At 43.6% G+C, this 21,389-nt stretch carries 19 protein-coding genes; 12 read left to right on the top strand and 7 right to left on the bottom strand.

All coding sequences use genetic code 11. The features are described 5' to 3' along the window. Nucleotides 1-169: 169 nt before the first annotated feature. Both AAC006_RS07855 and AAC006_RS07850 read right to left on the bottom strand, forming a co-directional pair. Nucleotides 170-1,978 (bottom strand): DUF885 domain-containing protein, encoded by a 1,809-nt coding sequence (locus AAC006_RS07855; protein WP_126872207.1) that lies wholly within the window; start codon nt 1,976-1,978, stop codon nt 170-172. A gap of 446 nt (nt 1,979-2,424) precedes the next feature. Continuing rightward, a complete protein-coding gene (locus AAC006_RS07850; RefSeq protein WP_339891076.1) occupies nt 2,425-3,981 on the bottom strand; it encodes an aryl-sulfate sulfotransferase in 1,557 nt (518 codons plus the stop codon). A gap of 520 nt (nt 3,982-4,501) precedes the next feature. Here AAC006_RS07850 and AAC006_RS07845 point away from each other — a divergent pair. Then, nucleotides 4,502-6,040 carry a glucan biosynthesis protein gene (locus AAC006_RS07845; protein WP_126872205.1) on the top strand — a complete coding sequence of 513 codons (1,539 nt, stop codon included), beginning with the start codon at nt 4,502-4,504 and terminating at the stop codon, nt 6,038-6,040. Between the two features lie 70 nt (nt 6,041-6,110). On the opposite strand, the gene AAC006_RS07840 is transcribed toward AAC006_RS07845, so the two are convergent. The 3 genes from AAC006_RS07840 to AAC006_RS07830 are packed head-to-tail and all read right to left on the bottom strand — an operon-like array spanning nt 6,111 to nt 8,356. Then, a complete protein-coding gene (locus tag AAC006_RS07840; RefSeq protein WP_339891074.1) occupies nt 6,111-7,382 on the bottom strand; it encodes a metallophosphoesterase in 1,272 nt (423 codons plus the stop codon). Beyond that, the gene (locus tag AAC006_RS07835) at nt 7,375-7,953 is read right to left on the bottom strand and encodes a hypothetical protein (protein ID WP_126872203.1); all 579 of its coding nucleotides are present in this window, start codon (nt 7,951-7,953) and stop codon (nt 7,375-7,377) included. Before AAC006_RS07835 ends, AAC006_RS07840 begins: the two co-directional genes overlap by 8 nt. 4 nt (nt 7,954-7,957) lie before the next feature. Next, complete coding sequence (locus tag AAC006_RS07830; RefSeq protein ID WP_126872202.1) at nt 7,958-8,356, bottom strand: PadR family transcriptional regulator; 399 nt, start codon at nt 8,354-8,356, stop codon at nt 7,958-7,960. Between the two features lie 217 nt (nt 8,357-8,573). Here AAC006_RS07830 and AAC006_RS07825 point away from each other — a divergent pair, with 217 nt between their 5' ends. From AAC006_RS07825 to AAC006_RS07780, 10 genes are all read left to right on the top strand, one after another. Continuing rightward, a complete protein-coding gene (locus AAC006_RS07825) occupies nt 8,574-8,903 on the top strand; it encodes a hypothetical protein (RefSeq protein WP_126872201.1) in 330 nt (109 codons plus the stop codon). A gap of 121 nt (nt 8,904-9,024) precedes the next feature. After that, a complete protein-coding gene (locus AAC006_RS07820; protein ID WP_013784416.1) occupies nt 9,025-9,618 on the top strand; it encodes a rod shape-determining protein in 594 nt (197 codons plus the stop codon). Between the two features lie 90 nt (nt 9,619-9,708). Next, nucleotides 9,709-9,846 (top strand): hypothetical protein, encoded by a 138-nt coding sequence (locus AAC006_RS07815; protein WP_158306767.1) that lies wholly within the window; start codon nt 9,709-9,711, stop codon nt 9,844-9,846. 59 nt (nt 9,847-9,905) lie between these two features. Then, on the top strand, nt 9,906-10,031 hold the full coding sequence (locus AAC006_RS07810; RefSeq protein ID WP_257720344.1) for a hypothetical protein: 126 nt from the start codon (nt 9,906-9,908) through the stop codon (nt 10,029-10,031). A 102-nt stretch (nt 10,032-10,133) separates the two neighbouring features. Further along, nucleotides 10,134-10,643, top strand: a complete 510-nt coding sequence (locus AAC006_RS07805; protein WP_260563438.1) for a glutathione S-transferase family protein — start codon at nt 10,134-10,136, stop codon at nt 10,641-10,643. A gap of 235 nt (nt 10,644-10,878) precedes the next feature. After that, complete coding sequence (locus AAC006_RS07800; protein WP_339891070.1) at nt 10,879-11,739, top strand: PhzF family phenazine biosynthesis protein; 861 nt, start codon at nt 10,879-10,881, stop codon at nt 11,737-11,739. 494 nt (nt 11,740-12,233) lie between these two features. Beyond that, a complete protein-coding gene (locus tag AAC006_RS07795) occupies nt 12,234-13,166 on the top strand; it encodes an AEC family transporter (protein ID WP_126872198.1) in 933 nt (310 codons plus the stop codon). 214 nt (nt 13,167-13,380) lie between these two features. Then, nucleotides 13,381-13,596: a tellurium resistance protein TerC gene (locus tag AAC006_RS07790; protein WP_126872197.1), complete on the top strand. Its 216-nt coding sequence runs from the start codon at nt 13,381-13,383 to the stop codon at nt 13,594-13,596. A 240-nt stretch (nt 13,597-13,836) separates the two neighbouring features. Continuing rightward, nucleotides 13,837-14,334: a (2Fe-2S)-binding protein gene (locus AAC006_RS07785; RefSeq protein ID WP_126872196.1), complete on the top strand. Its 498-nt coding sequence runs from the start codon at nt 13,837-13,839 to the stop codon at nt 14,332-14,334. Beyond that, nucleotides 14,331-16,586 carry a molybdopterin cofactor-binding domain-containing protein gene (locus tag AAC006_RS07780; RefSeq protein WP_126872195.1) on the top strand — a complete coding sequence of 752 codons (2,256 nt, stop codon included), beginning with the start codon at nt 14,331-14,333 and terminating at the stop codon, nt 16,584-16,586. Before AAC006_RS07785 ends, AAC006_RS07780 begins: the two co-directional genes overlap by 4 nt. 187 nt (nt 16,587-16,773) lie before the next feature. Here AAC006_RS07780 and ppsA read toward each other — a convergent pair whose 3' ends face one another. Next, entirely contained in the window at nt 16,774-19,146 is a 2,373-nt protein-coding gene (gene ppsA / locus AAC006_RS07775; RefSeq protein WP_126872254.1) for a phosphoenolpyruvate synthase, read from the bottom strand. Between the two features lie 271 nt (nt 19,147-19,417). Here ppsA and AAC006_RS07770 point away from each other — a divergent pair, with 271 nt between their 5' ends. After that, the gene (locus tag AAC006_RS07770) at nt 19,418-20,230 is read left to right on the top strand and encodes a pyruvate, water dikinase regulatory protein (protein WP_063458448.1); all 813 of its coding nucleotides are present in this window, start codon (nt 19,418-19,420) and stop codon (nt 20,228-20,230) included. 127 nt (nt 20,231-20,357) lie between these two features. Here the strand turns inward: AAC006_RS07770 and AAC006_RS07765 are convergent, their stop codons facing one another. Then, nucleotides 20,358-21,389, bottom strand: coding sequence for a DUF2157 domain-containing protein (locus AAC006_RS07765; protein WP_126872194.1), 1,032 nt, complete (start codon nt 21,387-21,389; stop codon nt 20,358-20,360).

Raw genomic sequence — 21,389 nt, 5'->3', positions numbered from 1 at the left:
ACTGCAGTACGAAGCTGACTAAATCTTTTGAAAAATCGATGAAAATAGTGAAGTGGGTATAGCGACGCAAACAGCAAAGTAAAGTCCGAAGAAAAGGTTCGTAAAGAGGGGCCGAGTACTTTAAAAACTTATAATGTACTCGACCCCCCAATTATTTAGACTCCGTTATTTATCGTGCAGCCGCGATATAGCGCTCTACTTTGGCTTCTAGTACCGCTAGCGGTTTTGAGCCGTCCGATAAAACAATGTGGTGGAACTCCCGAATATCAAACTTGTCGCCTAGACTTGCTTCGGCATGTCTACGAAGCTCCCAAATTTTTTCGTAACCGATACGATAGCCAAGAGCTTGGGCGGGCATACCGGTTGAATAGCGCAATGTCTCAGAAGCAATTTCAGTTTTTGACTGAATAGCGTATTGAGCCATGTATTCACGAGCCTCTTCCAATGACCAGCCAAGCGCATTCATGCCAGTGTCGACAACGAGGCGGGCTGCCAGAAATATTTGCCCGATGTAGCGACCGTATAATTCTTCAGGTGTCGCATAAAGGCCCATTTCTTCTGCCAGACTGGCTGCGTATTCTGCCCAACCTTCGGTATAGGCATTATCTATTGAGTTCTGGCGAAATTTCTGCAGTGATTTATTTTCTGCCTGTGTAGCAATATGGAAATGGTGACCGGGTAACAGCTCGTGATATATAAGCCCCCCCGCCCATACCATGCTCCGCTCTGACAAGTTCGAAGCATTGTAATAATAGTAGCCAACAGGGTCTGCTGCGCTAGGTTCACCGTAATAACCGTAGGTCATTCCAGCTTCGACTGCCAGCGGAAGTCGTTTAACGCCATAAGGCGCTTTTGGTAATGTTTTAAAATATTCTCCCAACATCGGCTCAATCCGGCGTATGTACTCTAAGTATCTTTGTTCAACTTCTTCGGCATCAGCTGCGATAAATCTGGGGTCAGTTTTCAGTTGCTGCAAGAATTCCTGGGCAGTCCCTTCAAATCCAAGCTGCACTCGAATGGCTTCCATGCGTTTCGAGATGTCCTCTACCGCTGCTTTTCCTCGTTGATGTATTTCTTCTGGAGAAAGATTAAGTGTTGTCATCTGTCTCACCAGCCTTTTGTACACATCAATACCATTCGGATATTGAGAGAGGCCTACACTTTCAGGTGCATTGGCTTCGTATTCTTCTCCCAAAGCAGCCAATAGCTTGTCGAAACCGCCCACGATGCGAGTTTCAATTAACAATTTCAGCGCCTTATTGAACCGGGCTTTCTCATCCATGGAAAGCCCACCCAGTCGCGCTTCATCAACTCTGATGGTCTCAGGTAACTCACGCTGCATACCTTCCCACATCTGCAGGGTGGAAGGTAGAGCTGGCTTTGGTAAATAAATACCACGTTCAACCTGCCCTTCAACCTTGGCAACAAGCTGGTCAATCATATCGGCGAGTTCACCTACCAGTTTCAGATAATGCTGTGCTTCAGATTCGCTGTTGAGGGGTTGCACTGCTAAGGCTTGCTGGCCGGTTCGAAACAAATAGGGAGCTTGGTAGGCTGTTATATCAAACGTCAACCAGTAATCGTCGTCATTAGCGCCATCTTCTTGATTTTGGAAGGCCAGTATTTCGTAAGTGATCAAATCATCACCCGACAAAGCCCGTTTGTCGATTTCTTCCAATCTTGCACGGTACTTTTGACTCTGTAGCAATTCCTTGCGGTATTCCTGCAAGGTCAGGTCCTCGAACCTACTTATAGGCAACCCTTCCTGCAACCGGTAGTAAGTATATTGCTCTAGATAATCGGCCCATACGTCGTCGGCTAGGGTGCGCAGAGCGTCAGTGGCCGCTAGCTTTTCTAAGTCAGTAACCTTTAGTTCAGCGGTGTGTGGAGCCGGATTTTCCTGTTTTTGGGCGCAGGCGCCCAGTAAGAGTGATATTGCTATGGCAGTACCAATAAACAGATGGCGAGGGTTGTTCATGGGTGAAACTCCGTTTTCGAGATTAGATTGATTTTTAGAGCATCGTCAGGCTTTTGATCTGACGGCCCGTATTATAAATTACCGCTTTTGGGCGGTAATGCTCCCTGAAAACTACTGCGGAAAAAGCCCAAAAAATGAGTATAGGAAGAATTAAAGCTATTTACTAGCTTTCTGCAGCGGCTGTCTTTTTGACTTCATTGATTTATGTAAATATCGAATTTTGAAACTTTGTTCGGCGTACTAGCCTTCATCTATCACGTGTGGATAGACTATTCGATGAGGTATTTGATGATAGGGGTGACGGTAATCGTGCCTTACAATAAGGTCTTCTGGGAATAGGTTGAGTACGTTAAAAAAAAGGGGCTAATATAAGGGGCTACTATAAGGGTCAAAGTACTTTAAAAACTACCAATGTACTTTGACCCAATCTGTGTAAATACAGCGCTTTATTCAAACAGTTCGCAGGAATAGTCAGAGCCATTTTCAATCGCGCCACTGGGGCTTAAGCTGTAGTAAGAAAGCCCGATGTAGTCCGTAGGATACTTATTTATGCGAAAAACAAAGTTACTTCCTGGTGTATCGCCTTGCGTAAGTACACCGGTCTCATCCACGGGAGTAACATATTTCCAGACAACCTCGCCATCATAAGTCACTTCGAAAAATGTGCCTGTGGTACCTTCATCTATTATTGTGTTGCCATTATCTAATCGCTGCGCACCGGAAATATTGGTAGCGTAGAAGTCGGTAGGATTATCAGCTTCATATGTCCAAGTAAAATCTGTAGGTCCGTAAGTTCCATCGTCATTTAAGGTGTAATCGCCGGCATCACTCACTTGCGTATCCACCACGTTAATTGTGGAATAATTGCTATTACCGTAATAGTTTGGTTGGTTATTGAAGCTCATGACTTGACCACCTTCGGTATAGTCATCATCTATCCAATAAGCATCATGTTGTAAAAACAGCTTTTGGTCGTCGGCGTCGCCCATGTCGTAAGTTTGAGGGTTTCCCCAACGATATAAAATATCTCCACCTTTGCCTCTAGCTCCACCTGAATGGGAAGCCGCTTCAGCGGTAGTGGTCGAATGGTCAATAATCCAAAACTCGCTGTAGTTACGGCTATTGATCATGATCTGATCGAACTTCTCGTTATAGGTAACAGCGTTCATATGAATAGGGTCGGCTTCATATTCAACGTCTATGCCGGTAAAATTAATGTCAATTAACTGTGGGTTCTCTGAAATAACACCGTAACTCTCAATCGTTAAATCTTCATCTTGTACAATGTGATCCCATGAATCCCACTGCCAAACAATAGCGTCTTCGGTATCTTCTACTGTTGGATCTAGCTCAATAATCTGCTCACTCCACAGCGCATGATTCCTTGAATAGCCAACTGCTTCAGCTTCTGCAGCGCTATGCTTATTCCACACCATAACCAATACCGTGCCGGTACTTTCAATGTATTCGACATCGTGATGCATAAACTGGGTGTCACTATTGCATTCGTAATACCATTGAAGCTCGTCTTGTTCATTAATAATTTCTACACGACCAGAGTCGCCCCCTGCCCTCAAAAACTCTGAATTCACAGCGCTTTGCAAACGGCCTGTATGAAGTAAGTTGCCATTTTCGAGTAAGTACGAAGACATGGTGCTGTAGTCAGAAGACCAGCTTTGCACCATTTCACCACAGTTATCAATTAGGTAAGTGGTACTGAAGCGCTGCCCGCCAAACAATGTATAGCCATTCTGGGCGTCTGCAGAATTCAACAGCAAGCCAATTACATTCGAGGTCGCGTATTCTGTTACTTCAGTATCTGAGTCGTCCTCGTCGGTCGTATCGTCAGACGTGTCATCACTGGTATCGTCAGTTGAAGTTTCTTCTAACGTTTCTTCGCTTGAGGCGCTGTCAGAAGAGTCAGAGTTACAAGCTGATAAGGTAAGAGTGATCAAAACGAGCAGTATAGAAAAGTAAAAAGAAGGAGATTTTTGTAATTGCATTCGACTGCCTTTGTTAACCGTTTATCGGGTTAGTGCGTATTAATAAAAAATTTTGAAATCTGGTTCGATAATGTGCGTAAATTTTTCAGTTAGCCTGCTACGCATGACCACGGATTATGAGGGCTGAAGTCAAAGGTACAATCGTCTTTATAAATACTTTACGTTAGTAAACGATGGGGAATAAAACAGGTAAGAATATATTTTTGAATGAAAGTGTGTGCTGCCCCCTTAATTTAAGATCCTAAATTATATAGCTGAAGTAGTTATTCAGTCAGCTTAGTCATCAATAAAATAGAAACCATTGCTTTTGCACTAGCGCCTAAAAACTTGAGATTCGTGGAACATGTGCATGATGAACGGGTTTCACTCAACTCAATCAAGCAATTACTGGACAGGGCAAAAGGTGATTCTAAGAACTCCTTCTTATTATCGTTGTCTGTTTCGGACTGGCTGAATAATTTACCACTGGAATTCGTACAGCAAATTCATTTTACTAGACTCAATAGATTGGAAGATTTTTATGAAGTTGATGTTATTCATCGCAATTATTTTTTCTGCCTCCATGTCGTTACATGCGGCACAAGCATCAGACAAAACAAAATTTACCTTCGAAGACTTAAAAACCCTTGCTAAAACATCAGCTGGTAAACCCTATACTCCTCCCGACGTTCCGGCGCCCGAATTAATTAATAAAATCACTTACGATCAACACTGGAAAATACGCTTTAAAGAAGACGAAACCTTATACCCGAGTGGTGAAATAGCACCGGTACAATTATTCTACCCTGGACGATATTTTCCCGAGCCAGTCAAAATTTTCATCAGAGACAGTAAAAATATTGTTCAAGAGGTTCCCTTCAGTAACGCGCTTTTTGATATGCCTGCTGATAGCCCTGCTCACGCTCTCCCCGAAGGCTTCGGGTATGCAGGCTTTAGAGTTATGCGACCAGGTATGAAGCCAGACTGGGTATCTTTTCTGGGTGCTTCTTATTTTCGTACCGACGGGCCGCAAGGGCAATATGGGTTATCAGCGCGAGGTATTGCGATAAATACTGGAATGAGCGAACCGGAAGAATTTCCTCGATTTTCAGCATTTTGGGTTGGTCCGGCAGAAAACAACAGCGAAGATCTGTCTGTATGGGCATTGCTTGAAGGGCCTTCTATCACGGGCGCCTACCGATTCGGCCTAACCAAAGACAATAAAAACGCCAAAGGTCATGTTACATCTGTTACCGCGAATTTGTACATGCGGGAAGATGTGGAACGTTTAGGCATAGCGCCGTTAACCAGTATGTTTTGGTATTCAGAAAAAGACAAAACTGTTGCTAAAGATTGGCGCCCTGAAATTCACGATAGTGACGGCGTTGCTATTCACACTGGCGCTGGTCAACATATTTGGCGCCCTCTCAATAATCCTAAGTCGGTGTCGACCAATAGCTTTATTGATGAAAACCCCAAAGGCTTTGGATTAATTCAAAGAGATCGTGATTTCAACAACTACCAAGACGATGGGGTATTCTACAACAAACGTTCATCAGCTTGGGTCAAGCCTCGTGGAAAATGGGGCAAAGGTGCTGTTCAGTTAATTGAGATCCCAACGCAAGACGAAACATTTGACAATATAGTTGCCTATTGGGTGCCCGAGAAACCCGCTCAAAAAGGCGATGAGTTTACCTTTTCTTATGATATCGAATGGCGCGAGCTCGATCCAAAATCCAATGAATTAGCCCGAGTTACGAATACCCGACAGGGTTTGGGCGGAATCCCGGGTCAGCCTATTCCCGAAGGTGTGAACAAAATGGTTATCGACTTTGAAGGCCCAGTATTCGAAGGGTTAAACAGAGATAGCGGCGTTAAGCCTATTGTTGAAGCGAGCAATGGCGAAATAATTGAACCTATTGGTGTTTATCCGGTACTAGGCACAAACCAATGGCGCCTAACGTTCGATTACAAACAAATTAATGAAAACCCTGTGACGATAAGGGCATATTTAGTAAATAAAGACGATAAGGCCATCAGCGAAACATGGGTAAGTGACGCAACGGTAACAATTAAATAGGCATATAAAAAAGGGGCAGACTACTTTGGAATTTAAAATGTATTCTGCCCCCTTATTTATCCCCACATACTTATAAAGCTGTTCTTTCGCCGGTTTCTGTAAGCCGATAAAAGTTTTCCCTTTCAATAAATAACGCCTCAGAATGTTTTGTTGGAAAACTTCCTCGATAGTCATTAGGGTGCTTTACGTCTATCGCGAACACGCGGCCATCAAATTGCTTATTTACCTTAAACTGCAAGGTGTGACCTACCGTTATTGAGCGAGCATCAAATTTATCTAATGTTTGCTGTATAGATGTATTGCTGGCGTCACCTTTGAAATACCCTCGATACCATGCCAGTCCAGTCTCGGTTGAAATTAACGATTCAGTTACCTTGTCAGCCACGCCGGGGAAATACATTTGTCGGTAATAAGCTTTAGACTTGTTGTTTATCTGTTGCAAACTTAAATCAAGGTTCGCGATATCTTCATGAATACCGCCATGTACAAACAAATGGCCATTAATTTTTTCAATGGTATTTTTACTGGCAAGCCAGCGCCCTATATATGAATTGTGACTGAATAAATCGGCTTGGCTTTTGCCAATTAAACCCGCAATGGGAATATACTTATTGGCCGCCGATTTAAAATTGCCTTGGAGGTTTTTCAGCTCGTGATTGCCAATAATATAATGCACCACCCCTCCCGCTTTTTGGGCATCTTGTTCTAGCTTATAAATGAACCAGAGTAATTGAGTAGTAGAGAATCCTCTGTCTACCATGTCGCCCACTAGCACTAAATGGCCTTCACCAAACTGCCATTTAAGGTTTTCATTTATAACGCTATGAGTAATAAGGAAATCACGAAAGGTTTTGTAATTCCCTTCTAAGTCAGACATTGCCAAAATAGGCGCAGTGCTTTCATACACCGACGGCGTATTGGTGTTCAATGTGTTTAATGGCTTTAAATTGAAGGTAAACGTGGCATCTTCTAAAGCAAAATATACCTCAAGGGGCACTGCTATTTGGTCTGTTAAAGGCACGGAGCGTTTTTCAATGAAGAAGTTTTCTTCTCGGCTTCCGCGGATGTAATTAATTTCAACGCCAGTACTTACAATATTAGCACCAACAATATCAGCACCTACATTATCAGAGCTTGTAACATCAGTACTTATCTGCGTTTCATCGTTAAAAAATATGAAGGGCCCTTCCCCGCCTACTTTATAAGCCAATGGGGCGTCTCCGATATCAATAGAGCCATGCTGGCTTATTAAGACACCCACACCAACAATAGCCAACACAAAAGTAACAAATAGAAAATGCCCGACTGATTTCGCTATACGTTTCGCTGCGCGCTTAAGCATACTGATAGCGAACAGCAAACCGTTTAAGCAAAGCCAGAATGCGATAGGTTAATAGGCTAATCGCGTAGGCACTTACCAAGGCAACCGGCGTTATCCATAAGCCTGTAATAGTAGCGTCGCTATTTGCCAATATAGGGTTACTTAAAAAGCCAATAGCAACTGAATTTCCCTCAGCTTCTACCCAAAAGGCAATGCCGTTGGGCAGCAGTAAGTTTGCAAATGCCAATGCAATTAGTGCCAAACCCGTACCATAACCAAAAGCCAACATGCCCCAGTACAAGGTTTTAGACAGTCCTTTGGTGACCGACGCTAATGGACGAAACCCTTTTGGTGGGGGTGTACCTTGTTGAATATGGCTCACATAATTTTCGGCCAGTACTCTTGGCGCACCAAGCCCAGCCAAGATGCTTTCAATATTGGCTTCTTTTCCTGCCATTTCCTGCTGATCGATAACATCATAAATATGAGATTCAATTTCTTTAATGACTTCTGCTGCATCTTCAGAACTTAACGAGGCCAAGTAACGACTAAAGCTTTTTAGGTAGTTGCTAATTTGTTCCCTTCCACTCATTTCATTATCCTTTTCCAGTTTCTGTCACATTGTCTGCGCCGTTACCTTCGCTGATAGCTGAATCTGCTAGCAGCGATTCCATATCGACTACCGAACGCTTCCACCGTGCGCGCAGAATATGTAACCGTTCAAGGCCACTTTCGGTAAGCGAGTAATATTTTCGTGGGCGTACTTCACCCTCGTGATGCCATTTCGCATTCAATACCCCTTCGCGCTTCAGCCTATCGAGCAATGGGTAAAGCGTGCCTTCACTAATCACCATGGTTTCAAAACTATGCAGGTAATTAAGTATCGCCAGCCCGTATTTTTCTTCGCCCGCGACTGCGGCAAGTATGGCCAACTCTAAGGTGCCTTTGCGAAGTTGCGCATCCCACTTCGCGCTTTGATTTGAAACTTCTGTCATGACCTTCCAGCTAGGTTAAACTTATTACTATGTAATACATAGTATAATTTATAGCATAGTAATTAAGCAAAATACACTTTTCTCTTTTGGCAGAGCGTTTTGGTGGTTTTGATCAATTCGCGAAGTACGCTAATCTACTTTGTTGTTTAGTTTGTTATTTAATTTGGGGGGATTAGGGGGTAATCTGGATTTATTCACCAAAGGAAAATGTGCCCCCATGGAATATCTCTATTTAGTAGCGTTGCTTATATTTCTGTTTACTTTTTTTATGTTCCGCTCACCACGCCTAAATAATCCGGAGCATGTATTGCAAGACGTTGGCGATGAAGTGTTAATTCTTCATACTCCCTTGGCAAGACTGTGGCCGTCTCAGGGTAAGCGAATTAATAAACAAAACGCAGCGCGTATTCAACATGCCGACAACATTATTACGGTATTTAATCATAGTTCAAATGCCATCGATATCACCCTATCACAAAGACATACTGCTCTTGTGTTTGACCGAGCTTGCCTGTTATTTCCAAATGCTGAGAGAGTCTCTATTTAGTGGTTATCAACTATATTTTGTCGTTCCCAACGTCAGTGACACAAACACTTGTAGAGATATAGAATAAAACTATTATAAAAATTGAAATCTACCCTGCCCCACCCATGCTAAGGAAATTAAGATGCTGTCAAATTTACGTTCTAGATTTGCACCGATCATGTACATGCAAATTTGGGAGCATCGATTAAAAGTCACTGATACCGCAAAGCGCACGTCCTTTGATGATTACCCCGTTGTAGTCATAAAGACGACCGACAAAGGTCAGAAACTAATATCGGGAATTGGTAAAGAAGCTAGTAAAAATCTTCAACAGGATGAAATTGCCGTAAACCCTTTCTCACACCCCAGAGTACTTTTTTCTGATTTCTATGTAGGCGAAAAGCTACTACAACACGCTTTTAAGCACTTAAGTACTAACCAAATATTACGGCCCAGACCTAAGGTCATTATCCATCCTATGGAAAAAACCGAAGGTGGTCTCACTATGATTGAAAAGCGAGCTTTTAAAGAGTTAGCTATTGGTGCAGGCGCAATAGCAGTAAAGATTCATTCTGGCTCCCCGTTAAATTTTGAAACAGTAAATTTTGATGAACTTGAAGATGACGATAAGCCTACAATTCAAAATATTTCACCGGCTTCAACGTCGGCTAGCTATGGTATCTTTGCCATTTATCTTGCAATATTAATCTTAGCTGTTTGGTACTTAGGCAAGTAAAACAGTTTGAAAGGCCTTGAGTATTAAAATGTCTGAATATTTAGATACATCGAAAATTAGAAAGGAACGCTAGCCCATGAATTAGTGCATGTGCGGCAGATAGAAAATGCCAGCTTAGATAAAATAATAACGCAGCATTATTCTGATTTAGCAGCGTACGGTTACGATAATGCGCCGTTAGAAGTAGAAGCTTTTGAAGCGAATAAAAAATATAGCGCCGACTGGTAGTAATAGGGTTAGTGTAAGTTCGGTGTCATCGTCTACGTCATTTTGCTATTTAAAGAGGCATGTTTTCATTATTACCGTTATCAGCAAAACAAATGCAGTTACTACAAGGTGAGTTCGTTATTTACGGCATGCCAAACGGTAGAATTAATATTGCAGGCTTAAGAAGTCGGAAATACCCATTCTAGCCGCTGCCATCATGTCGAAAATTTCGCGAAAATGATAAGCTTTAAAAAAACACCTAATAGGTTTTCAATTTTTAGCTATAGCAGCAAAAAAAAGGCACAACTATTTATACATTATATTGGGATAAAGGCGGCGCGAATATGGCTACCCACGCCATTTTTGAAGAGCTTGGCGTTTCTTATGAGTTAATAGAAATAGACTTAGCTAAAAACATGCAAAAATCGCCTGAATATTTAGCCATTAACCCAAACGGTAAAGTGCCTACGTTGGTGCATGAAGGGCGAGTTATTTATGAATCTGCCGCAATATTACTGTATGTGATAGATCAGTACCCAGAATCTGGACTAGCGCCTGATATACACTCTCCTGCACGCGGCTTGTACTATCAATACTTATTTTGGATGTCTTCTACGCTGCAAGAGGCCGCCAACCGCTGGGCGCACCCTGAACAATACGTTAGCGGCGACAGCAATTTGCAGCAAGTAAAAGATAACGCGAATGATATGCTCACCCATTGCTGGGGCGTACTTGAAAAAGTGCTCACCAATAATGGACCATGGCTAGTAGGTGAGCAACTTACTGCTGCCGACTTCCACTTGTTCATGGTTGCCTAATGGAGCCGTCGGTATGCCAGTAAAGCTCAAGACTGGCCGCATTTAAATGCGCACTATCAAACCATGCTAAGCCGTAACGCGGTGAAAAACATGATGGCACAAGAAGGATTGGATTAGGGCTCTTAATAAAGATATATTCATAGCGCTTAAGGAATAACTGCCCAACCTCAAGTGTTAGAGGTTAGTAGTCTGACGTTAGTACATTCAGTCCTATTGTTTGCTAGAGGAGCTCATCATGAAAGTCTCTGTTGAAATAGTAAATGCATTTATTGACGGTGACTCTGGTGGAAACCCCGCCGGTGTAGTTTTAGATGCGAACCCCTTAACGGCACAGCAGAAGCTTATAGTGGCGCAAAAAGTGGGGCTTTCTGAAACCGCCTTTGTTTCAAACTCAGAAGTTGCCACTATAAAGCTGGAGTTTTTCACCCCCGTACAGCAAATAGCGCATTGCGGTCATGCCACCATAGCGACGTTTAGCAGAATGAGTGAGCTTGGCCTAGTACAAAATGGTCGGATGTCGAAAGAGACGGTAGATGGAACCAGAGAAATAATCATTGATGGTTCAATGGCATTTATGGAGCAATCACGGCCAATCTACACGGATGTGTTAAACACCGAAGAAGTGCGCGCTGCGCTTAATCTTTCAAGCGACGTACCGCTTCATTCAATATCAATTGTGAATACGGGGAATGCCTTTTTACTTGTTCCCCTTCACAATGCAGCTTCGGTAGCTGGAGTACAACCGAATCAAAATCTCATCAAAAAAATGAGCGAACAATATGACCTAATAGGTTTCTATGTTTTTTCTAGTGAAACCACTGTGCGCGGGCGTCATGCTGGCGCTAGAATGTTTGCCCCACGCTATGGAATTGACGAAGAATCTGCTACTGGTATGGCTGCTGGCCCTTTAGCTTGCTATCTCTATGATCGAGAGGGTATAGACAAAACTACTCTGTTCATTGAACAAGGCCATTTAATGAATCCCCCATCAGGCAGCCTGATAACCGTTGATTTACAGTTGGTTGATGGCTGCATTACTCGTTTAATGGCTGGCGGCGTTGGCCGCTCACTTCAACAGATTGAAATGGAAATTTAGCATGTGCCTGACACTTCTCAAAAGGCGCTGTGCATACATTACGCGAACCAACACTTATGTTGTCAGCTCTTTTCTTTCAAGGTGTCTTCCATTAGATTTTTAGCTGCTATACAGCTCGCTAATGTACTTATAACGAAAGTCATCTCCCTCGCATTCTCTATACCTGCAACCAAGTACCAAACACAAAACATAATGGCGCTTAAAACAAAATGCGTTACAACAAATTTTAAATATAGCGTTCTCATAGAAATTCCAAATAAGGGCCAAAGGGCTGGGGACCTAGGGAATTAGTGTCGACATCATTTTGAGCTATTGGATTTGTTGTTTGTACTGAACTGAATGATAGTTATGCAAAGTTACAAGTGCCATTGGAATGTCTAAAACCCGCTATGAAAGTACTGAAATTATATTTTCAAACTAATGCCGCAATCTCGTTTAAGTTTGGTACTGTATTGCCCATCTCCTGAATTTAGTGCTTTCATCGATTAACTCCCATGCTTTCATTTATCACCAGTACCTTAGTGCCCGTTTTAATCCTTCTTTTAATGGGTTGGGTATTTTTTCGCATCCGTTGGTTAAACGAAGCCTTTATCGAGTCGGGTTCAAAACTCGTATTTAATGTTGCCTTACCAGCGCTGCTTTTTTTATCTATTAGTCAGTCGAATTTTTCTAATGCTGCTAATTTTACCCTTATCACTATTGGAATAAGTGGTTCGGTATTAATGTGCGCGGTATTAATGCTATTGGTGCATTGCACCGTGAACCCACAAAATGCACGCGGGGTAGTAGTGCAAGGCGGTTTTAGGGCCAATATGGGCATTATTGGCTTAGCATATTGCGCGAATACTTACGGACAAGAAGGTTTAGCAGCCGCATCCGTTTATATGGGCTGCATTACTATTTTGTACAATGTTATGTCAGTATTTGTACTTAACTTCTATCAGGTGGGTTTTACGGCGCCAATGAATCAAATTAAAGGTATTGCTCGAAATCCGCTTATTATTTCGATTGTTGCAGCTTTACCGTTTTCTTATTTTCAATGGTCGTTGCCCGAGGTTGCCTTAAAAACCGGGGAATACTTTGCCCAGCTTACCCTTCCCTTAGCACTTATTTGTACCGGCGCATCGCTGCAGTTCCGCTCATTTTCTAGCGACTGGTACAACATCGCATTAGCCACAGTTAGTAAGTGCATTGTTTACCCCGCCTTACTGGTAGGTATTGCCTATTTTTTTGGTTTCAGAGGCATGGAGCTAGGCATAGTATTATTGCTGTCTATCGCGCCGACAGCCGCAGCCAGTTATGTGATGGTAAGGAACTTAGGTGGCGATCACCGCTTGGCTGCAAGTATTATTGCCCTAAGCACATTGGTGTCGTTACCTGTTACCGCCATCGGTTTTGGGGCTTTGGCCATGCTAGGCCTCGTTTAAAAACTAACTGAGCTTTAAAAACTCCGCTATACACTTGTTTACACTTTTGTGGTTGGCAACTATTCGATTTTGAACCACAATGAGTTTAGTTATCTTTCATTACCTGAGTTCGATTGCTTTAATTCGAACGTTAGGGCTAAGCGATTAGATTCGATGGCTTGCCGTTAATAGCTAAAATTCAGTAACTAGCATTTAATTGCGTGGAAAAATTATCATGAAAATTGTTCGGTTAACCCTTGGTGGCATTCTATTTATCGGCGGGATTGTGTTAACCCTTTTGCCAGGGTCGATTCTGTTGGTGATAGGTGGTTTAGTATTACTAAGCTACGATTGGCCTCGTGCACGAGGATGGCTAAAAATAAGCCAGAACATGATGACGTCAAGCGCTAGAAAAATAGACCGCGTATTGTTAATGCGTAAATTTCGCTAACTCATTACTACGTAATTTACACGTTTATCCCCCTGTCATCGCACATCGTAAACCATTAATCTGAAGTTTCAGTATAACCTCCATCGTCATGTTATTTTATACGCTAAATTCGTAACGCGTATAAAAACCAACGACGCGTTATATAACACCTTATAAAATCAAAAAACCTTTCATTTATTCAAACAGGCAACGTGAGATATTCGACTGACCATCGACACTTACGACAATGGAGACAAGACCATGATTACGTTTACCGTTAACGGTGAAACACGTGAATTTGCGGGCGATCCTACCACTCCCGTACTGTGGTACTTACGTGACGAATTACATCTAACTGGCCCTAAATTTGGCTGCGGCATGGCACAATGTGGTGCTTGCACAGTACACATTAATGGCGTAGCACAGCGCTCTTGCGTACTGCCTGTTTCTGCTGTTTCAGGCAGCAAAATAACGACCATTGAAGGGTTAAGTAAAGACGGTGAACATCCCGTTCAACAAGCATGGGTTGAACATAAGGTACCTCAATGCGGTTACTGTCAGTGCGGCCAAATGATGCAAGCGGCCAGTTTATTAGCGAGTAACCCTACCCCAAGCGATGAAGAAATTGTGCAAGGTATGTCTGGCAATATCTGCCGCTGCGGTACTTATCCCCGTATTCACAAAGCCATAAAGTCAGCGGCCAAAACCATGGCCGGTGTGGAGTATTATGTGCCTGAGTCTGCGGGAGAAGAAGCATGAGCAAGTATTTTGATTTAACTCGTCGCAGCTTTTTAAAGTCATCGGCTACCGCTGGCGCACTCGTGTTAGGCACTTACTTCATGGGAGCGGCGCCCCGCGCTATGGCAGGCGTACTAGCAAAACCCTCTGAGTCAGCCAAAATGGCTAACTTGTTTGTAGCACTTCGCCCTGATGGCGTTGTTGAGATTACATGTCACCGCTCTGAAATGGGCCAACAAATTCGTACCGCATTGGCGCAAATTGTGGCCGATGAGATGGAAGCCTCGTGGGACAAAGTCGTGGTTATCCAAGGTAAAGGTGATCCGAAATACGGCGATCAAAATACCGATGGTTCACGCAGTATTCGTTATAACATGCAGCGTCTTCGTGAAATGGGCGCAAGCGTGCGCCACCTTATGCAGCAAGCCGCGGCCACACGTTGGGATGTGCCTTTCGACTCATGCAGTGCAGTGCAACATGTGGTCACCCATACCTCGGGTAAAACTCTTACCTATGCAGAACTGGTAAATGATGCATTAAAAATTACTCCGCCAGAATTAGATCGCATTACATTAAAAGCGCGCAGCGAGTGGCGTTACATTAATACCGCCATGGCGCATATCGACCTAAAAGACATTGTAACTGGCAAAGCGACTTTTGCGGCTGACGTACTTGAGCCAAAAGCCTTAGTTGCCGTGGTAGTTCGCCCACCTGTTGTTGGCGGAAAAGTAAAAAGCTTTGATGCAAAAGCAGTTAAAGCCATTGATGGCGTTGTAGATGTTGTGGAAATTCCGGCGGCGAAAGGCGCACCACAGTTTCAACCTAAAGGCGGCATCGCCATTATTGCTAACAATACCTGGGCTGCCATAAAAGGACGTCGTGCTCTTACAGTAAGCTGGAATGACGGTAAAAATGGTGATTATAATTCTGCGGCCTTTAAAGCAAGCTTGCTAGAAACAGTATCGAAACCACAAAAGTCGGTACGCGCAGAAGGTGATGCAGCCAATGTGCTCGCCAGTGCAAGTGACAAACTGGTTGCCGATTATTATGTGCCGCACTTAGCGCAAGCGCCAATGGAGCCACCTTGCGCCACGGCAATGTATTATAAAGACCGCGTTGATGTGTGGGCTGCCACGCAGAACCCTCAAGCCGATATGGAAACCGTGGGTGCCATGATTGGTATGCCAAAAGAGAAAATTAACGTGCACGTCACCATGCTAGGCGGTGGTTTTGGGCGTAAGTCTAAGCCCGACTTTTCTGCTGAAGCGGCCTACCTTTCAATGAAAACAGGTAAGCCTATTCGCGTGCAGTGGACACGTGAAGACGACATTCAGCATGGTTTTTACCATGCAGTGTCAGCTCAGCACATTGAAGCTTCTTTAGATGAAAATGGCGGTATTAATGCTTACTTGCACCGTACGGCTTTTTCACCTATTGCGTCTACCTTCCAACAAGATGCTACCGCGCCGTTTAGCTTTGAACTTGGCCTAGGCTTTACTGATAACCCAATCAATACCCCTAATATTAAACTTGAAAGTGGTGAAGCACCTGCAAAAGCGCGTATAGGGTGGATGCGTTCGGTGTCTAATATCTTTCATGCATTCGCTATTCAGTCCTTCATTGGTGAAGCGGCACACAAAGCGGGTCGCGATCAAAAAGACTACCTACTTGAAACCATTGGTCCCGATCGTATTATCGATGTAACTGAACAAAATGCAGAGTACGGTAACTACGGTGCCGACAAAGATGCCTATCCACTCGATATTGGTCGCCTACGCAAAGCCATCGAGAAAGTGGCAGATATGAGTGGCTGGGGTCGAGCACTACCAAAAGGCCGAGGGCTTGGTATTGCAGCCCATAGAAGCTTCTTAACCTATGTAGCTACTGTGGTGGAAGTAGAAGTGTCAGATGCAGGCGATCTCAAAATTATCAAATCGTGGGCCAGCATTGATGCGGGTACTGTGGTAAACACCGACACCGTGAAAAATCAGGTACAAGGTGGCTCTGTCTTTGGTATTACTGCCGCCATTAGTGAGGGTATTACCTTTGATAAAGGCCGTGCTCAACAAAGTAATTTTCATGACTACCGCGTACCGCGTATGAGTGATGCGCCGTTAGAAATTGACGTTGAGATTATACCCAGTGATGCACCACCAGCAGGCGTGGGTGAACCAGCCACACCGGTTTATGCCCCAGCCTTATGTAACGCTATTTTTGCGGCGTGTGGCAAGCGCATTAGGCAGTTACCTATTGGAAACCAGTTAAAAGCTTAAGGCTGCGTTACGCTGACAGTGTGATAAAAGTGCTTAGAAAAAGCCGCTTAGATTGAAAAATCTATGCGGCTTTTTAATGTTGAGGCTTTTATAAATAGCGCTTCTGCTAGATTGGCTTATTTGGCAGTTTACCCGGTATGTGTAAACTGCCTGTAAGCTAGTTAACGTCGCTATTTAAAATCTCTAGCTAGCCATGCTTTTCAGCAAGGTATAACCAAGTTTCAACGACGGTATCTGGGTTAAGCGATACTGAATCGATACCTTCTTCTACCAACCAGGCTGCAAAGTCTTCGTGATCTGATGGGCCTTGGCCACAAATACCAACGTATTTACCACGTTTCTTCGCCGCTTGAATAGCCATTGATAGCAAGGCTTTCACTGCTGGGTCTCGTTCGTCAAACAAGTGAGCAATAACGCCACTGTCGCGGTCTAGCCCAAGAGTTAACTGAGTTAGATCGTTCGAACCAATCGAGAAGCCATCGAAAATATCTAAGAACTGATCGGCAAGTAATGCGTTTGAAGGTAGCTCACACATCATTATAACGCGTAAACCATCTTCGCCTTTCTTAAGCCCCTGCTCTTCTAGCAGTTCGATAACCTTTCGGCCTTCTTCTAGTGTACGTACGAAGGGGATCATGATCTCAACGTTGGTTAAGCCCATGTTATTACGAACCCGTTTAATTGCTTCACACTCTAAAGCAAAACAGTCGCGGAAATCTTCCGAGATATAACGGCTCGCACCACGGAAACCAAGCATTGGGTTTTCTTCATCTGGCTCGTACTGGTAACCGCCCACTAAGTTGTAGTATTCGTTAGACTTAAAGTCAGACATACGAACAATGACTTTTTCTGGTGAGAACGCCGCACCAATGGTAGAAATACCTTCAACCAATTTTTCGATGTAGAACTCAGTTGGCGAGTCGTAACCGGCAATCATATCGCTAATTTCTTCTTTAAGCTCAGCAGGCTGGCTGTCGAAATTAAGGAGCGCTTTAGGATGCACACCAATCATCCGGTTAATAATAAACTCTAAGCGAGCAAGGCCAACACCAGCATTAGGCAAACGCGCAAAATCAAAGGCGCGGTCTGGGTTACCCACGTTCATCATTACTTTTAGTGGTAAGTCAGGCATAGAGTCGATACGTGAGGTCACTACGTCAAACTCTAGCTCTGCACCATAGATATAACCTGTATCACCTTCTGCACAAGACACGGTAATTTTATCGCCGTTCTCGATGCTGTCAGTGGCGTTACCACACCCTACTACCGCTGGAATACCAAGCTCACGAGCAATAATCGCTGCGTGACATGTACGACCGCCTCGGTTAGTGACAATGGCAGACGCCTTTTTCATGATAGGTTCCCAATCTGGGTCTGTCATGTCGGTAACCAGTACATCGCCAGCTTGAATCTTGTCCATCTCTTCAATAGAGCCAAGTACTTTCGCTACGCCTGCACCAATTTTATGACCAATAGCACGGCCTTCACATACGATATTACTTTGACCTTTAAGTTGGAAACGCTCAATACTTTGAGAATCTTCACGGCTGCGAACCGTTTCAGGGCGTGCCTGAACAATATATAACTTGCCGTCTACGCCATCTTTGGCCCATTCGATATCCATAGGGCGATCGTAGTGCTTTTCAATGATTTGCGCCTGCTTTGCTAGCTCCATCACTTCTTCGTCGTTCAGTGAGAACGCTTTACTCTCAGTGCTGTCGATATCAACGATAGACACTTGCTTTCCATGCGCCTCATCGTCTGAGTAAATCATTTTAACTAGCTTGCTGCCTAGGTTACGGCGAACAATGGCTGGAAGCCCTTTATCAAGGGTTGGTTTGTGTACGTAAAATTCATCTGGGTTTACCGCACCCTGCACAACCATTTCACCCAAGCCGTATGAACTCGTAATAAATACTACGTCCTCAAAGCCCGACTCTGTGTCGATAGTGAACATCACGCCCGACGATGAAATATCGCTTCGAACCATGCGCTGAATACCAGCAGACAATGCTACGCCTTTATGGTCGTAACCTTGGTGTACACGATACGAAATAGCACGGTCGTTAAATAGCGAGGCGAATACGTGTTTAATGGCTACCAATACAGACTCGTAACCTTTCACGTTTAGGAAAGTTTCTTGCTGACCGGCAAACGACGCATCTGGCATGTCTTCTGCGGTAGCTGATGAACGAACTGCAAACGATGCTTCGTCGCCTGCATCACCCTGCAATTTAACAAACGCTTCTTTAATTGCTTCTTCTAGCTCAGGTTGAAACGGCGTGTCGATGATCCATTGACGAATATCTTTGCCCGCTTCGTTAAGCGCACCAATATCTTCAACGTCGAGTGTATCTAATACGTTATGAATCTTTGCCTCTAGACCACTTTGCTCTAGAAATTCATTAAAAGCCTCTGCAGTTGTGGCGAAACCTCCCGGTACTTGTACACCGGCGTTAGCTAGGTTAGAAATCATCTCGCCTAAAGATGCATTTTTGCCGCCTACGCGACCTACATCATGCATGCCCAGTTCTTGATACCAAAGTACGAATTCTTTCACTGCCGAAGCCTCCAGCTTATTTTTGAGTAGGGTATAAGCAATGGCGGGCCACATGCCCAACATTGGTAAAATACGTGTCGACTGCGTATATCCAAACGCGCTTAATGCTTATTAATATTAACGAGTACCAAGTAAAGCAGGCTTGCGTTACATCAAGTCATCATTAATAACCATATAGCTTTTCGACGAAATCATCTTAGAATGGGGGAAATCGGAAAGTAAACTCTTTATTACTTTTGTAATAAAATTACGACAATGTTAAGGATTTGTTGTGCGCACAGCTTTTTATATTTCAGATGGTACCGCCATTACAGCAGAGGTGTTTGGCCACGCCCTGCTGTCTTTGTTCCCTGTTGAATTCAATCACAATACCATTCCTTTTGTTGAAACTGAGGAAGAAGCCAACAAGGTTTTGGACAAAATATCTGAAAGTTTTCAAGACACAGGAGAAAGGCCGCTCGTTTTTTATACAATTGTGAATGTAGATGTTCGCAAGATAATTTCAAAATCGGTAGGTATTAACTACAATTTCCTCGATCAATTCGTGGCGCCGCTGGAAAAAGTGCTTGGTGTGCCCTCAAAACCAGAAAAACATCGCACTCACAGCATTCACGAAACCACCTATGACATTCGTATTGAGGCGGTTAACTATGCCTTAGCCAACGATGACGGTTCTAACCTGAAAGATTACGACGAAGCCGACATTATTTTAGTAGGCGTCTCGCGCTCGGGTAAAACGCCCACCAGCTTATACTTAGCCCTGCAGTTTGGTATTAAGGCGGCAAACTACCCCTTTACCGAAGATGACATGGGCGACATGCTTAAATTGCCTACGGCGCTTCGCCGCTACAAAGACAAACTTTTTGGGCTCACTATTCAGCCAGAACGACTACATCAAATTCGCTCTGAGCGAAAAGCAAATAGCCGCTATGCGTCATTACAGCAATGCAGAATGGAGCTACGAGAAGTTGAGAACTTGTACCGAAAAGAAAAAATTCCGTTCTTAAACAGTACCAAATATTCAATAGAAGAAATTTCAGCGAAAATATTGGCGGAGACAGGGTTAAAACGAAGAAAGTATTAACCAACCACAAAGTGCATAGATGCCAGCCAAATCTTTGGCTGGCCTATTTACCGCTAATTTAAAAACACGCTAATTTATGAACAGGTTCCTCATCGAGTATCAGCTTGTGCATTTAACACGGGCTAATCTAGAGATGTTTAGAATCCAACAGTGTTTGCACTGCCTTGGGCAAGATTTTACGTGTTTTCGCGGTAATAGCCGCGTCGTTCTTTTGCCATTTTATACCTAGGTAAATCACAAACAACCCCAAAAACGTTAACGCAATAGGGAAAAACCAGCTATCTGCGAACACTTCTGCTGCCAAATAGCCTACGTATCCTGTACACCCAATAGCCCCGAATACGACAAACACTCTTCTAATTAAGAGTACGCCGATAAATATCATCACGAAATTAATGAGAAAGTAGAAGAATTTCGAAAGCTCGCTGTCAGAATGTTGAGAAGATAACCCTCCCCAAAACGCAATAACGCCAAATAAGTATATCCAAAATGCATAGTCGGCTTTGTTTGCTGTACGTACATCTACCCAAAACCCGAGCGCTATCATAAGAAGACCTGTGTACATAGAAACTATTGTTCTTAGTTCCCAGCTGTATTCCCCGTCTGACAACATCACCGAGACATCCATGGTTAAATACCATAGCGTAACCGCAATAGGCATGACTAAAAATGGATATTTATACTTCCAAGCAATGACAACACCCACCGCCAACGTACTTAGCTCCATATACAACCAGTGCCAATGAATGTACCTGTGATAGTCGCGGTAAACGGTATCGTCAGGCCAAACGCCTAAAGCCTGCTGAACACCAAAAACTGCCAACGGGGTTAGCACAACAACAAAGGTAGCGCATAGGCCCGCCGGCACAAAAAATCCTTTCATCTTAAAAACGTTAGCTAACTTAATTCCCACAGCTGCATAGAATAAGCTGATGAAAACAATACCGATTCCGCCAAACGATACCCAGCCAAGGTTCATAAACAGTGTCATTGCGCCAATGGCAATTAAGCCACCAAGATAATACAACACATGGGTGAAATCGAACTTGGCAGTGGTACTCGTTTGCTGATTCAAAAACGCGATCAACTGTTCAGACTGCTCTGATGAAAGAATATTGGCGCTTACTGCGTCTTTAATATGTTGCTTGGTGACGTTCAA

Source organism: uncultured Alteromonas sp., from assembly GCF_963976965.1.
Classification (GTDB): domain Bacteria; phylum Pseudomonadota; class Gammaproteobacteria; order Enterobacterales; family Alteromonadaceae; genus Alteromonas; species Alteromonas naphthalenivorans.
This window is presented reverse-complemented; position numbering and strand designations above follow the sequence as displayed.